This is a genomic window from Mucilaginibacter segetis, from assembly GCF_016522075.1.
Lineage (GTDB): Bacteria > Bacteroidota > Bacteroidia > Sphingobacteriales > Sphingobacteriaceae > Mucilaginibacter > Mucilaginibacter segetis.
Map to the genome: position 1 here is coordinate 675,233 of NZ_JAEHFW010000003.1, position 14,374 is coordinate 689,606.

Consider the following 14,374-nt stretch of genomic DNA (forward strand, 5'->3'; position numbering starts at 1 on the left):
ATGTTTATGATCTGTTATTAAATGTTATTACGAATAATTAGTCGGCAGTACCAACATCTTTTTTGGTAAAAGCTGTGCTCTGTTCAATAGTAGCAGTTGGTTTTACTGGTGCCTGCTTAGTGCATGATGGTAACACTCCTGCGGTTAATATTAATGTTGCTGCTGCGATGATTAATTTTTTCATAATTCCTGTATTTTTTATTCTGTATTAATTAATAGTTATTGTTAATGATTAGTCGGCAGTACCTACATCTTTCTTGGTGGCTGTTGTACTTTGTTCAATAGTAGCTGTAGGTTTTACAGTAGCCTGCTTGGTGCATGATGGCAATACTCCCGCGGTTAATACTAATGTTGCTGCTGCTATGATTAATTTTTTCATGATTATGTATGTTAATTTTTGATCTGTAGTAATTTGATTGAATTGTTGATGTTGTATTGTAATTAGTCGGCAGTGCCTACGTCCTTTTTAGTAAAAGTTGTGCTTTGTTCAACGGTAGCAGTAGGCTTTACGGTAGCCTGCTTAGTGCATGATGGTAACACTCCTGCGGTTAATACTAATGTTGCTGCTGCGATGATTAATTTTTTCATGATTTGCTTATGTTTTAATTTTTTAATTCGTGTTTAATCTGCTGTGCCTATATCTTTCCTAACTCCGGTTGTGCTCTTTAAAAGCATATGTATATCATATACATTCACATGTTTTATACATGATGTGAATGTCCCGGATAGAAATATCATTGTTGCCAAACAGATCTTTTTCATGCTTTAAAAGCTTTTTTTATTTAATTATTAATTGTACCAACAAAATGTTAATTAAGACATGATGTTACTTTTGCCGTCAGAAAAAAATAACTATAAGTTTATATTTTCATTTGGCAGATTATATTAGCAATATATTAAATGTATTTAATATTACATTAGTATATAACTAATTGTTATTCAATATATTAACACTGCAAATATAAATATGTTTTTTAATTATCAAGAAACTATTAAAAAAAAATTTCTTAACACTTTTTTTCTAAATTTAATAAAATGTTTTTTGTTCTTACTAATTTCATAACTTTCACCTAAATTCAACGTATAGAGTTCTGATGAATAAATTTTATACCCTTTTTATTTTATTACTGATCGGATATTCTACACAGGCGGAGGCATCTGATGCGATTGCGTTAAAGGATACAACGGAGGTGTTAAAATTAATTAATCAGGCGTATGATAACCGTTTAACCAGTCCTGAACAAACAGTTAGCGATGCTGCGAAGGCGCTTGCACTGGCCGAGGAAATTGAATATAACGTTGGCGGTGTACATAAATTTTACCGTGGAATTGGCGAAGCATATAGGGTAAAAGGCATAGGAAATTATTACCTCAATCAGGCAAGTAAATCAATAGACGATTATTTGAATGCCCTTAACGCCTTTAAAAAGATAAACGATGTCAGAAGTCAGGGAAAAGTATATAACAATATAGGTAACTTATATCTCGATAATAATTTTAGTAAGGCATTAGAGTATCTACAACAAGCTCTTGGAATTGCAGAAAAGTTAGATGACGACCAGTTAAAGGGCTCGTTATATATGAATATAGGGAACGTTTACTATCGTAAGCAAAGTTATTACCAGGCCCTAAATTATTACAATAAAAGTAATTTGATATTTGAGAAAATGGGCGACACGGTAAACATGATACAGTGTTTACAAAACCGGGGCGTGATTTATTTTCACCTCAATCAGTTCGATACTGCTGAAAAGCTTTTATTAGCTGCCAATAAGGCGGCTAAAGAACGTGACCTGAACAAGCCGGTGGCAAGTACTAATTTAACATTAGCCTCATTATACATTGCCGAAAGCAGATTTACAGATGCAGAAAAGATTGTTCAGGAGGGGTTAGCTTACTCTGAACTGGTGAAGGATGAAAAACTAACATCCGATTATAACTACACTATCTATCAATTAGAGGCAAAACGTAAAAATTACCAAAGCGCTTTGTACCATTTACAGTTAATTTACAGACAGGATAGCCTTATCCACACCTCAAATGAATCCACACAGATTAATATTATTCAGGAGCAATTTAAAAGACAGGCAGCCGAAAAAGAGAATGCTTTGCAGCAACAAGTGCAGCAAAACGACAGAATAAAGTTTTGGGCTGTAACGGTTGTTGCAGGCTTATTGTTGGTAGTAATAGCCTTATTAATTAGTAATGTTAAGCGTAAGGCAAAAACCAACGAGCAACTTACTGATCTTAACGGGGAAGTTTCCAGGCAAAAGGAAAATCTTGACCGTATTAATCACCACCTGGAAGAAATTATTGATGAACGGACAAAAGACCTGCAGATCAAGAATAAAAAGCTGTCTGAATATTCTTCTTACCTTTCGCACCAGATACGCGGACCTATTGCTACATTAAGGGGGCTAATGAATTTGGAGAGAGAGGGTTTGGTAGATGAACAGGAATGTATTAATATGATGGATAAATGCGTTTCGGATATCGACCAAAAAATTATCGAAATGAGCGAAATGCTTAACGATACCGGTAAAAAAGTTTTTTAGCGGCAATCGGTCAATCAAGGCCAGGTGCTATGTATTTGCGCCTCAATAAGTCCCAGATACATACAATATCGTGAAATCATTTGCAAAATAAGTAACTGGCGATGCCTTTTATATCCCTCGGTTTCAAAAGCCAGGGTATTGTTACCGGCAGTTACAAAAAAACTTACTTCACCCTTACGTGGCCGGAATCTTGATTTCAGCACATTGAATGCCTTAACTTTAAGATTACTGCGCGGGTCATGAATAGTGCCGGCTTTAGGCATGTCATGACTGGAAATTGATATCAGGTAGTTTGACATAAACACTGTTTTAAATAAGTATTTATGCCATTGCAATTTTAAATCCAAAAAGATATGACCGACTTTAACCCGGTAATTTTCGTTGAATCTATCAAAAAATGGCTATTATTTTCACTTCATTTAATTTATTTAAATGAAGTGAAATAAAGGTGTTTAGGTTTATAAAATAACTGTTGTGTTTATAGCACACCAGTGTTTATATAGCAATATTGTTTTTATTCAGTAATTCTTCATAAAGTAAAATCACCTTGCGCTGTAAATTTGTGATCTCCGTTTCGCGATCAAGGAGTTTTTTCTGAATGATACTTAAACTTACATCCTGTGTACTCGGCTCCTCAACATATTCCAATGAAAGCAGGTTAACCACGCTTACCTCAAAAATATTTGCGATCTGCTCAAGCCGGGATAAATTGATATCAGTTACGCCGGTCTCAATTTTTGAAAAGGCAGGTATTGATATACCTAAACGACTGGCTACATCTTCCTGGCTCCAGCCACGTTCATGGCGTAGTGTACGAATGTTTTTACCGGCAGATTTGTTCGTTTTCTTTTTTATTGTTTCGCTCATGATGTGCATAATTATTAATTAAGGGAAATAAGGATGTTAACTATTAACCAAACCTGATGCCATTGCAAAATATGCCCGTATTTCAGCTGCATTAACACCTGGTTAAAATCGTGTTAAGTAAAACGGGGAAATAATTCTACAAATTCGGGGAGGTTTAGTTACTCGTTCCCGCTTAAAATACTTAGTTTAGCGAACTTTAAAAGCAACTGTTTTTGGCCTATTTCTTTAAAGAATATGGTGGCCTTAACATCCGGTTTGTTACCTTCCAGGTTCAGTACTTTACCAAAGCCGAAACGTTCGTGTTCCACCTCCATGCCCACCTGCAGGTTGGATGTATCGGACGGTTTAAAGCCAGGACTTGGTACATGAGCTTTTGCAAGTATAGATGTAGTTTTAGGAGGAGCTGAAGGTATTTTGGGTTTAGAAAATGTATCACTTTTTCTCGTCCAGGCGTTACGCTCATCATCAAAGGAACTTAAGTTATTTGCAGTTGCAGGCTTGGCGGTAAAATCAAGTTCAAGGTACTGAGCGTCAATCTCATCCAAAAAACGGCTTGGCTCACAGCTTATCAGTGTACCGAATTTAAAACGCGATGTAGCGTAGCTAATCGTTAACTTATGCTCTGCACGGGTTACCGCCACATAAAACAGCCGGCGTTCTTCTTCCAGATCGGTGCGCGAATTAAGCGACATTTGCGAAGGGAACAAGTTCTCTTCTAATCCTACCACATGTACCTGCGGAAATTCCAGGCCCTTGGAGGAATGTATGGTCATAAGCGAAACGGTATCTGCATCAGGGTCTTTGTCTTTATCATCATTGGTAAGCAAGGCTACATCCTGCATAAAAACATCCAGTCCTTTTTCTTCAATATCTTCCCTTTCAGAAAATTCTTTTATCCCGTTAAGTAGCTCCTGTATGTTTTCGTAACGGTTAAGCCCTTCTACAGATTTATCTTCGTACAAATCTTTCAGCAAGCCCGAATGTTGCGCAATATGTAAAGCCGATTCATAAGCACTCTGATTTTTAGTGATCACCTGGAAACTTTGTATCATTGTCGCGAATGCACTTAACGATGCCGGTGCTTTGTCTATATAATGTGGCGCTTGCAGTATAATCTCAAAAGGAGTGAGGTTATGTTTATCGGCGGCTAAAATTATACGGTCAACAGTGGTATTTCCTATACCCCGTTTGGGATAATTAATTATTCGTTTTAATGCTTCCTCATCATTAGGGTTAAATGTCAGCCTGAAGTATGCTATCAGGTCTTTGATCTCTTTACGCTGATAAAATGACAACCCGCCATAAATTTTATATGGGATCCCCGCTTTGCGTAAGGCTTCCTCCATTGAGCGCGATTGCGCATTGGTACGGTACAGAATGGCAAAATCGTGCCACTTAAGTCCGTTGGTTGTACGCTGGAACATTATGGCTTCAGCTACAAGTTTGCCTTCCTCATTATCGCTGAAGGCACGCATTACTTTTATTTTATCACCATTCTCTTTTTCCGAAAAAACATGTTTTTTCAGTTGATCCTTATTATTAGCGATAATGCTGTTGGCTACATGTACGATGTTTTGGGTCGACCGGTAATTTTGCTCCAGTTTAAATACTTTCAGATCAGGGTAATCCTTTTCAAAGTTCAGGATGTTCTGAATATTCGCTCCCCGAAAAGCGTATATACTTTGCGCGTCATCGCCTACTACGCATAAATTTTCGTTTACCGCTGCAAGGCGCTTAACTATCAGGTATTGTGAAAAATTGGTATCCTGATACTCATCCACCATAAGGTATTTGAATTTATGCTGGTATTTATTCAGCACTTCCGGATGGTTTTTGAGTAACTCGTTAGTTTTAAAGAGCAGATCATCAAAATCCATAGCGCCGGCACGGAAACAACGTTTTACATAATTTTCGTAGATGTTTCCTAATAAGCCTCTGCCGCTTGAGAAATCGTCGGCCTGTATCTGCTCGTTGTTCTGATATTCCTGCCAGCTGATCAGGTTATTTTTTGCGGCCGAGATACGGTTATAAACAAAGTTCTGATTATATAATTTATCGTCCAGGTTCATTTCCTTCAATATGGCACGTATCACACTTTTGGTGTCATCGGTATCATAAATGGTGAAATTATTGGGGTAACCTATTTTGTCGGCCTCAACCCGAAGCAGTTTTGCAAAAACGGAGTGGAAGGTACCCATCCATATATTTTTGGCTTCGGTACCTACTAAATGATTAATTCGCTCCCGCATTTCGCGCGCGGCTTTGTTGGTAAAGGTGAGCACCAATATGTTAAAGGAATCTACCCCTTTTTGTATTAAGTGTGCTACCCGGTAAGTTATAACACGCGTTTTGCCAGATCCGGCTCCGGCAATAATCATTACAGGCCCTTCAGTTTGCAATACCGCTGCCTTTTGCTCAGGATTTAACCCTTGTAAATAATCCAAATTCTGTCCCTCTTTTCTGTAACTGCGAAATTAGGATTTTGAGCCGAAAGCCGAAAGAATATTGGTTGAAGCATACCCGATAATTATCAACCATAACAAAAAAAGACCTGCCTTTGTCGGGCAGGTCCTTTAAAAATCAACGGCAAATTTTATTTTTTCCAGGTGTTGTTCTTGCGGTCAACATCCGGTAATTGCATATCAGGATCAATAACAATACTGGTTATGGCTGATGTTGACGGATATTTAAACGTCCAGGTGCCGCCACCACGCTGCCATATATTTACCGGCATATGTAAAGTTTCGGATTTACCATTGGCTTGTGTAACCACCATATCAACAGGCATTGCCATCTTATCTTTATTTATTAAAGTGATAAGTGCGCCATTCTCCGGTTTATCCTTTATATATTTAACTGATGAAACACCCTGATCAAGGCTCCATGTGGTGAAAAACCAGGGTTTAAAGAACCAGTTAAGGTCTTCGCCCGTTGCATCATTCATGGCACGGAAAAAATCATAAGGCTGCGGGTGTTTAAACGCCCAGTGCTTAATATATTCGTTAAAAGCATAATCAAAACGGTCATGCCCTAATACCACATTACGCAGCATATTTAAACCTAAGGCCGTTTTATTGTAATACATGCCATAATCGCGCAAACCCATGGCTTCCGGCGGGGTCATCAGCGGATCGGTCATCCGTTGCATAGCACGTGCAAGGCGCGGAGCGGTTCTGGCGGTACTATCATAATACTCTCCGTGGTTGAACATTTCTGTTGAGTATTCATTAATAAAAGTATTGAAACCTTCATCCATCCACATAAATTTACGCTCGTTGGAGCCAACTATCATCGGGAACCAGTTATGGCCGATCTCGTGGGTGATATCTCCCCATAAACCACGGGTTTTTAAATTGCTTAAGCAAAATATAATTCCGGGGTACTCCATGCCCAATGCAACGCCTGATACGTTAACAGCAGAATTCCATGGATATTCAAAATATTTTTTAGAATATATTTCTATACTATTTTTTAAATATTCGGTTGAGCGTCCCCATGCATCGTTACCGGCACTTTCAATAGGGTAGGCCGACATGGAAATGCACTTACGGCCTGATGGAAGGTTCACCTTTGCGCCATCCCAGATAAACGCGGTAGAGGCGGCCCATGATACATCACGGCTGTTTTCCATTTTAAAGTGCCACGTAAGGTCGCCTTTAAACGGATGTGTAGCAGGTAAGCCAACTTCTTCGGGTTTTATAATGCTTACCGTTTTGTCGCTTTTATGCGCTTCTTCAAAACGTTTTTGCTGTTCTTTTGAAAGCACATCCGAGCTGTTCTGCAAGTCGCCTGAGCCAACTACCGTCATATTAGCAGGAGCGGTGATATAGTAATCAAAATTACCATAATCGCAGTAAAACTCACCTAAGCCCATATAAGGCAATGTGTTCCATCCTTCCACGTCGTCATAAACACACATGCGGGGGTACCATTGCGCAATTTCGTAGACTATACCTTGTTTGAATTTTTTGCGGCCCATGCGGTCGGCACCATAAAAGGGAATGGAGAAATCATAGTTTACTTTTACCTGTATCTTATCACCATCACCATCCATAGGTGTTTTTAAACGTACCTGCATGCGCGCATCGGTAATAACTGGTATTACAGTATAGGTTTGTTTTTTATAGGTAACCGTTACCGAACCAATGTGGTAACCGCCACGACTAAAGCCACGTACATCAAAACGATCGCCGCTTATAGGCGTAGTCGCCGCTCCGCGTGAGTCTGGTTTAAAAAGATTCTGATCTAATTGCAGCCATAAATAATCCAATTTATCAGGACTATTGTTAGTATAGCTGATTGTTACATCGCCCGTAATAGTAGTATCCTGGCTTAGTTCATTAAGTTTGGCGTGTATTTCATAGTCGGCACGGTTTTGCCAGTATTTAGGACCCGGTTGTCCGCTTGCTGAACGTAGGTCTGAGCCGGTGGTAGGCCAGTTAATCGGGCCAAAAAGTTCCTGATGATCGTATTGTATAGAGTCAGGAGTTGTTTGAGCTTGTATATTTGCAGCAGATAGCAGCAAACAAAAAGCGCCAAACAACGTGTTTAATTTAGTAACTCGCATAGCATTTAATTGATTTTTTGCGGGCAATTTAAAAAAATAATAAGTATCGCTTTATAATTGCCGGGCTTTGCAGAGGATTTATCCCATAATCACCATAGTATTGTTACATTCCTGTTTACCTAACAGCTAATTTTATATGAATCAACTCGCTAATTCAACCTCTCCATATTTATTACAACATGCCAATAATCCGGTAAATTGGTTTCCCTGGGGAACTGAGGCACTGGAGAAGGCTAAAAAAGAAAATAAACTGATATTGGTAAGCATAGGCTACTCTGCCTGCCATTGGTGCCACGTAATGGAACACGAGAGCTTTGAGGACGAAGCAGTAGCTGCTGTAATGAACAAGTATTTTGTGTGTATAAAAGTTGACCGCGAGGAACGCCCGGATGTTGACCAGATATATATGAGTGCCGTACAATTAATGAGCGGGAGAGGAGGCTGGCCGCTTAATTGCATTTGCCTGCCCGATCAGCGGCCTATTTATGGCGGTACGTATTTCAGAAAAAATGATTGGACATCGTTACTTTTTAATTTAGCTGACTTTTACAAACAAAAACCGGAAGAAGCAGAGGAATACGCTGTGCGCTTAACTGATGGTATACAGCAATACGAATCGGTACCCTTTATTAAAGAGCAGGCTGAATATTCAAAAGCCGGGCTGGAAGTAATATTAAATACCTGGCGAGGATATATTGACAATGTGGAAGGAGGTTTTGGGGGGGCACCAAAATTTCCGATGCCGGTTAACTGGCAGTTTTTAATGCGCTACGCTCATTTAATGAAGGACGGGCAAATGGCGGCGGCGGTGAAACTAACATTACAAAAAATGGCTTTTGGTGGTATCTATGACCATATTGGCGGTGGCTTTGCCCGGTACGCGGTTGATGGCGTATGGCATGTGCCGCATTTCGAGAAAATGCTTTATGATAATGGCCAATTGTTAAGTCTGTATGCTGAGGCTTTTACTTGGAATAATGATCCGTTATATAAAACTATAGCAGATGAGATCATCACTTTTGTTAAAAATGAACTGACCTCTCCTGAAAATGGATTTTACTCTGCGTTAGACGCGGACAGTGAGGGTAAGGAAGGCAAGTTTTATATTTTCACAAAACCGGAGATTGAAGAAATACTTGGTGAGGAGGCTGAACTATTCTGTATCTATTATAATATAACTGATGCAGGTAATTGGGAGGAAGAAAGCTCAAATGTATTGTTCAGAAAATATACGGACGAGCATCTGGCAGCGCAACTTGGTATATCCGTTGAGGGTATGCTTAACCGGGTTGCCCTGTCTAGCCAAAAGGTATTAGCATATCGCAGCAAGCGGGTAAGGCCGGGGTTGGATAATAAGATATTAGCATCGTGGAACGGATTGATGTTAAAAGGCCTGTGCGAAGCATACCGTGCGTTTGATAAACCCGAATACCTGGAACTGGCGTTAAGCAATGCGGATTTTATAGTTAATAACATGTTATCGGGCGATAAATTGAGCCGGATATTTAAAGAGCCTGTGAAATTGGCAAATGGCGATACCGAACCAATAGCTACCTTTTTAGATGATTATGCCAACGTAGCCGATGCGTTTATTGCATTATATGAAGTTACCCTTGATGAGCAATGGCTTATAACCGCTAAAGGCATTACTGATTACGCTATTTTGCATTATTACAATAAGCATACAGGCATGTTTTATTATACTGCTGACGATGATCATCATTTAATTGCGCGTAAATCTGAAATTATGGACGGAGTGATACCTGCCTCTAACTCAGTTATGGCGCGTAACCTTAAAAAGCTGGGTGCATTTTTTTATGAAGAAAGCTACACGGAAATTGCGGCCCAACAATTGCGTAATATTGTACCACAACTTGTTAAATATAGTACCGCGTACGCAAACTGGACAATACTGCTGCTGGATGAAATATTTGGCATTTATGAAGTTGCCATAACCGGCGATGACGCGGATGATATCCGCAGCGAAATAGAGCAAAACTATATTCCGAACAAAATAATATTGGGCGGTAAAAAAGGAACATTACCTTTGCTTGCAGACAAGTTTGCCGAAAATACCCGCATTTACATCTGTAAAGATAAAACTTGCAGCTTGCCGGTACATAATACGGCAGATGCGTTAAAACAAATAAATAATTGATTCCTTATATATTATAAATGAAGTAATGAGATACACCCGAAAGGTATCGGGCGCGGTAGATTATTGCTGTTAAAAAACAAATTAGATGAAAATTGAACCACAACACGTAGTATCATTAACATACGACCTATATGTTAAGCAAGAGGATGGAACTGAAGGATTAACCGAAAGTGCAACCCAGGAGCAACCTTTAACCTTTTTATTTGGCGCAGGGCAAATGATACCAAAGTTTGAAGAGAATTTAAGCACCCTTTCAACAGGGGATACCTATGATTTCCGTATTGAGGCCAAAGATGGTTATGGTGAATTTGATGAAGAAGCCGTAGCTAATTTGCCTAAGGAAATGTTTGACGGAACGGAAATTCCACAAATAGGTGAAGTTTTGCCTTTGCAGGATAATAATGGCAACCGTTTTCAGGGTCAGGTTGTATCAGTGACCGAAGATTCAGTTATTGTTGACCTTAACCACCCTATGGCAGGCCAGGATCTCCACTTTAAAGGAGAAATATTAAATGTTCGTCCGGCAACTGCCGAGGAATTATCACATGGTCACGCACATGGTCCGGATGGTCAACATCAACACTAATAGATTAAAAATTTGGCAAGGCCCGGATTTACGGGGCTTTGCTATTATTACCTGTCAAAATCTATGTGATCGTTACCTTTTATTACACACCTGATCATAATTCTTGAAGCTATAGGCTGCCCGTTTAATGTGGCAGGTGTAAATATCTTATCTTCCTCGTTAGGGAAATTCAGGTTCATATTTATTGCCTTATCAACACCCGGAGCCACTAAATGCACTTTATAATCCGCCAATCTTCCTCCAGGGCTTATCAATAGTTCTACTACAGCCGAAAAAAGATCTTTACTATAAAACACAAAATCGCTAGGAATTACAAAATACCTGATATAAGGCAGGTATCCGTAATAACGACCACCAATTTTAATGGGCTTAGTAACCACATCAGTAGAATCCAGCTCTTTATCCACAAAATATCTGATATAAGAGGTGGTATCCTCCTTAGCCTCATAATACATTTTGCCCGCTGTGTAATTATAGGTTTCCAATATTTTGCCATCAGGATCAAAAAAACGCCATAAACCTATTTTTTTGCCATGATCATACATGCCGCTGGCAACCGGTGTTTTGCGTTTGTATAATGCCTGATATAAGCCTTGTCTTGTATACCCGTCACTTTTTAAAACATTAAATATTTCCCTCACATTATCAGTGATCTTCTCTTTTCTTTCTTCCGTTTCAACTTTTTCCTGCGCAAAACAATTATTCAACAGTAAGATGGTTGTAAAAAATAGGATATACTTTTTTAACATAGTTAATTAGTCTTTTTTTAGGCGATGTTTAAATTGAACTTTCAATATGAACATTTGTACATCAAAAGCAAGATAAAATTATAAAATTTGTTTTACCGGCTTAAATTATTCTGGTCGGTTTCTTCCTCTTCCGCCGCCACCGCGCCTGCCGCCTCCATTTCTGAAGCCACCTTGTCTTCCGGCAAATTTTTGCAGTCGCATCGTGAATGTCAGCATAAAATATCTTCCTAACCTGTTGCTGCGTGTATCAATTATCTGGCTGCCACTAACACTACGTGTAACACCGGTGTTTTGGTTAAACAGGTCGAAAGCCTGAAAGCGGAATGCCGCGGCGTTGTTTTTAAGGAACTGATACTCGACATAGGTGCTTAATAGGGTAGGATTGGCTTTTACCGTACTGCTGAAACCGCTGTTAATGGTTTGAGTTAAGTTATAACCCAATACAAGGTTATTGAAAAAGTAGTTGCGGCCATCTAAACCCAGGGTAAGTGTTTTAGCATCGGTGTTAATGGATGATGGCAAACTGTAATTGGTGGTATTTATGCTATAATTACCGCTAATCTCGCTATCCATGATACTGTCGATGTCAACCCTTAACTTAATCCCCTGGTTAAATACCCAGTTTTTACCAATGTTGAGTTTATCCTCTATATAGGATATATTATTACTGAAATTAGCCCCGCCGTTTACGGTTACCGTATATTTGCGTACCGCGAATGGTTTGGAGAACGAGTAATTTCCAGATGCTGAATAAAAACCGTCAGCATTCAGATACCGTGTTTCCTGTACGGTGTTATTGCGACTACCCGCAGCGCTTGCATCAAGAGTGACGGGGCTGCTATTGGTTACAATTTTATCTTGCGTACTATTGAACGACAAATTGGTGAACAATGAATTACCACTGCCAATATCAAACTGATAATAACGGAAATTAATGTTATTACTAAACTCGGGCTTAAGATCAGGATTGCCATATATCCTGTTTTGGGGATTGGAGTAATCGGGCTGTAACTGTAACTGCGTAAAGCCCGGTTGGTTATTACTGCCCGAATAATTGACAGACAGAGAATGATTGCGTTGAAAATTATAAACCAACCTTGCCGTAGGTATATAATTAAAGGTATGTGTAGATGTCCGGAAATTGTGTGACTGACCATTTAACGAGGATGGCTGTACAGCTAAACCCAATGTATAATTGTATTTAGTTTTTACACCCCGCAGGTTTAAGCCGAACCTGTTGTTAATGAACTGATAATTGTAAAGAGTACTTAATGAATCTACATACGTTGGTACCCCGGTTGCAGGGTCAATGTTATAATTATATCTATTATTATCTGTATTGGCATAGCTGTAACTATAGTTAGCTTCCAGATATGTGCCCGTGGCAATAGGTTCTGTATAGGATAAATGTATATTGGCGCGTGTTGCGTTATTATTCGTGTTTATTTGCTGATATAAAGGCGTTATTACGGTATCCTGCTGCGTAGTATACTTGTCATTAAGGCCTTGGGTGTTTTTGGAAAAATTTAAACCCGTGTTAATGCTGAAATTACGCCCGGTTTTATGAAATTTATGATTGTATAATAAGCTAACACCACCACTTGGAGCTGTACTGTTAGTAAGGGCCAGTTCGTTACCGGTAATAAAGGTGTTATTGCGCGTATTGCTAAAGTCGTCGGTAGTATTATCGTTTGAGGAATTATATGAAAAATTTGGATTTATTTTTAGATAGTTGGAAGCGTCTATTTTATATTCCAGATTAAAGTCGAGCCGGTGATTGATGTTGTGTGTTCTGCTGATGCTGTTATCATTACTGAGTATAGTACCCGATTCATACAGATTTTGCTGAATGGAAGTACTTGTGGCCAATTTATCTCTGTCGGCGAAGCTATAACTGCCATAAACAGTTATTTTTTTACCCCATTCATCCCTATAATTGAAACCTATTGAGCGGTTTGTGGTAACGCCATTTGCTGTACTTATTTGAGAGTCGCCACCGCCTCCGCCACCGCGCCTCCCGCCTCTGCCACCACCGCCACCTGTGCTTAAATTAAAGGCGTTGGCATTCGTGTTATTTATTGTACCGATCAGCGAGATCTGCCTGTCTTCCTTAAATGCGTTAGCCGATAGCTTGGCTATGTACCGGTCATCATTTCCAGCGCCAACAGTTCCCTGTCCAAATTTGCCCGTGCGTTTACCTTTTTGAATAGTAATGTTCAATATCTTTTCAGGATCGCCGGTCTTTATTCCGGTTAAATTAGCCTGATCGCCGTAGTCGTCAATAACCTGGATGTTTTCGACTATATCAGCAGGAAGATTTTGTGTAGCTGTTTGTACATCGCCCGTAAAGTAATTTTTCCCGTCGACCCGTACTTTTGTTATTTGCTTGCCGTGAGCAGTTACATTACCATCCTTATCAACAGAAACACCGGGTAATTTTTTCAGCATATCCTCAACTGGTGAACCTTCTCTAACCTTATACGCAGATGCTTTATACTCTACCGTATCTTCCTTTATGGTAATAGGGTTTACAGCTGTAATTACAACTGTATTTAAAAAATTAAGCTGTACCTTTAATATTATCGGTTTTAGGATAACAGGCTTATTATCATTGGCCAAAACATAACTTTGAGTGTATGTTTTATATCCTAAACCGCTTATTGTAAGTTTAATGTTTGTTCCGCTAACGCCCGGAAAACTAAAGTTGCCTTTCGCATCACTTACGGTAAAAAGACTGTCATTAGCGAACTTCAATTTAATATTCACGCCTGATACAACGCCCAAACTATCCGTTATTGAACCGCTGATTGTACGAGGTTGTTGTGCATAATTTTTTTGCACCAGCAGGAGGCCAAAAAGAAGCAGCAGTAAGTTTTTTATCATATCAATGTT

Annotated in this window: 12 protein-coding genes; 3 read left to right on the plus strand and 9 right to left on the minus strand. The window is 39.2% G+C overall.

Going from position 1 to position 14,374, the window contains the following annotated elements:
- Positions 1–37: 37 nt before the first annotated feature.
- The 3 genes from I5M19_RS16785 to I5M19_RS16795 all read right to left on the minus strand — a co-directional run bounded on the left by I5M19_RS16785 (position 38) and on the right by I5M19_RS16795 (position 588).
- A complete protein-coding gene (locus I5M19_RS16785; RefSeq protein ID WP_200067512.1) occupies positions 38–184 on the minus strand; it encodes a hypothetical protein in 147 nt (48 codons plus the stop codon).
- Positions 185–232: 48 nt separating this feature from the next.
- Positions 233–379 (minus strand): hypothetical protein, encoded by a 147-nt coding sequence (locus I5M19_RS16790; RefSeq protein WP_200067513.1) that lies wholly within the window; start codon positions 377–379, stop codon positions 233–235.
- Positions 380–441: 62 nt separating this feature from the next.
- A complete protein-coding gene (locus I5M19_RS16795; protein ID WP_200067514.1) occupies positions 442–588 on the minus strand; it encodes a hypothetical protein in 147 nt (48 codons plus the stop codon).
- A 506-nt stretch (positions 589–1,094) separates the two neighbouring features.
- On the opposite strand from I5M19_RS16795, the gene I5M19_RS16800 reads away from it, so the two are divergent.
- Positions 1,095–2,555 (plus strand): tetratricopeptide repeat protein, encoded by a 1,461-nt coding sequence (locus I5M19_RS16800; protein ID WP_200067515.1) that lies wholly within the window; start codon positions 1,095–1,097, stop codon positions 2,553–2,555.
- 14 nt (positions 2,556–2,569) lie between these two features.
- Here the strand turns inward: I5M19_RS16800 and I5M19_RS16805 are convergent, their stop codons facing one another.
- The 4 genes from I5M19_RS16805 to I5M19_RS16820 all read right to left on the minus strand — a co-directional run bounded on the left by I5M19_RS16805 (position 2,570) and on the right by I5M19_RS16820 (position 7,989).
- Positions 2,570–2,854: a hypothetical protein gene (locus I5M19_RS16805; RefSeq protein WP_200067516.1), complete on the minus strand. Its 285-nt coding sequence runs from the start codon at positions 2,852–2,854 to the stop codon at positions 2,570–2,572.
- Between the two features lie 196 nt (positions 2,855–3,050).
- On the minus strand, positions 3,051–3,422 hold the full coding sequence (locus tag I5M19_RS16810) for a helix-turn-helix domain-containing protein (RefSeq protein ID WP_200067517.1): 372 nt from the start codon (positions 3,420–3,422) through the stop codon (positions 3,051–3,053).
- Between the two features lie 158 nt (positions 3,423–3,580).
- Positions 3,581–5,866: an ATP-dependent helicase gene (locus I5M19_RS16815; protein WP_200067518.1), complete on the minus strand. Its 2,286-nt coding sequence runs from the start codon at positions 5,864–5,866 to the stop codon at positions 3,581–3,583.
- 149 nt (positions 5,867–6,015) lie between these two features.
- Complete coding sequence (locus I5M19_RS16820) at positions 6,016–7,989, minus strand: M1 family metallopeptidase (RefSeq protein ID WP_200067519.1); 1,974 nt, start codon at positions 7,987–7,989, stop codon at positions 6,016–6,018.
- A 136-nt stretch (positions 7,990–8,125) separates the two neighbouring features.
- Between I5M19_RS16820 and I5M19_RS16825 the strand changes: the two genes are divergently transcribed.
- Positions 8,126–10,147, plus strand: coding sequence for a thioredoxin domain-containing protein (locus I5M19_RS16825; protein WP_200067520.1), 2,022 nt, complete (start codon positions 8,126–8,128; stop codon positions 10,145–10,147).
- An 85-nt stretch (positions 10,148–10,232) separates the two neighbouring features.
- Positions 10,233–10,733: an FKBP-type peptidyl-prolyl cis-trans isomerase gene (locus I5M19_RS16830; protein ID WP_200067521.1), complete on the plus strand. Its 501-nt coding sequence runs from the start codon at positions 10,233–10,235 to the stop codon at positions 10,731–10,733.
- A 47-nt stretch (positions 10,734–10,780) separates the two neighbouring features.
- Here the strand turns inward: I5M19_RS16830 and I5M19_RS16835 are convergent, their stop codons facing one another.
- Together I5M19_RS16835 and I5M19_RS16840 are read right to left on the minus strand one after the other, a co-directional pair.
- On the minus strand, positions 10,781–11,482 hold the full coding sequence (locus I5M19_RS16835) for a toxin-antitoxin system YwqK family antitoxin (protein ID WP_200067522.1): 702 nt from the start codon (positions 11,480–11,482) through the stop codon (positions 10,781–10,783).
- Positions 11,483–11,587: 105 nt separating this feature from the next.
- Positions 11,588–14,365 carry a TonB-dependent receptor gene (locus I5M19_RS16840; RefSeq protein WP_200067523.1) on the minus strand — a complete coding sequence of 926 codons (2,778 nt, stop codon included), beginning with the start codon at positions 14,363–14,365 and terminating at the stop codon, positions 11,588–11,590.
- Positions 14,366–14,374 lie beyond the last annotated feature (9 nt).

Bases quoted from the DNA above. Each gene is read 5' to 3' on its own strand.
- I5M19_RS16800 (WP_200067515.1), top strand. From the start codon at position 1,095: ATGAATAAATTTTATACCCTTTTTATTTTATTACTGATCGGATATTCT.
- I5M19_RS16825 (WP_200067520.1), top strand. From the start codon at position 8,126: ATGAATCAACTCGCTAATTCAACCTCTCCATATTTATTACAACATGCC.
- I5M19_RS16805 (WP_200067516.1), bottom strand. From the start codon at position 2,854: ATGTCAAACTACCTGATATCAATTTCCAGTCATGACATGCCTAAAGCC.
- I5M19_RS16835 (WP_200067522.1), bottom strand. From the start codon at position 11,482: ATGTTAAAAAAGTATATCCTATTTTTTACAACCATCTTACTGTTGAAT.
- I5M19_RS16840 (WP_200067523.1), bottom strand. From the start codon at position 14,365: ATGATAAAAAACTTACTGCTGCTTCTTTTTGGCCTCCTGCTGGTGCAA.
- I5M19_RS16795 (WP_200067514.1), bottom strand. From the start codon at position 588: ATGAAAAAATTAATCATCGCAGCAGCAACATTAGTATTAACCGCAGGA.
- I5M19_RS16810 (WP_200067517.1), bottom strand. From the start codon at position 3,422: ATGAGCGAAACAATAAAAAAGAAAACGAACAAATCTGCCGGTAAAAAC.
- I5M19_RS16790 (WP_200067513.1), bottom strand. From the start codon at position 379: ATGAAAAAATTAATCATAGCAGCAGCAACATTAGTATTAACCGCGGGA.
- I5M19_RS16830 (WP_200067521.1), top strand. From the start codon at position 10,233: ATGAAAATTGAACCACAACACGTAGTATCATTAACATACGACCTATAT.
- I5M19_RS16820 (WP_200067519.1), bottom strand. From the start codon at position 7,989: ATGCGAGTTACTAAATTAAACACGTTGTTTGGCGCTTTTTGTTTGCTG.
- I5M19_RS16785 (WP_200067512.1), bottom strand. From the start codon at position 184: ATGAAAAAATTAATCATCGCAGCAGCAACATTAATATTAACCGCAGGA.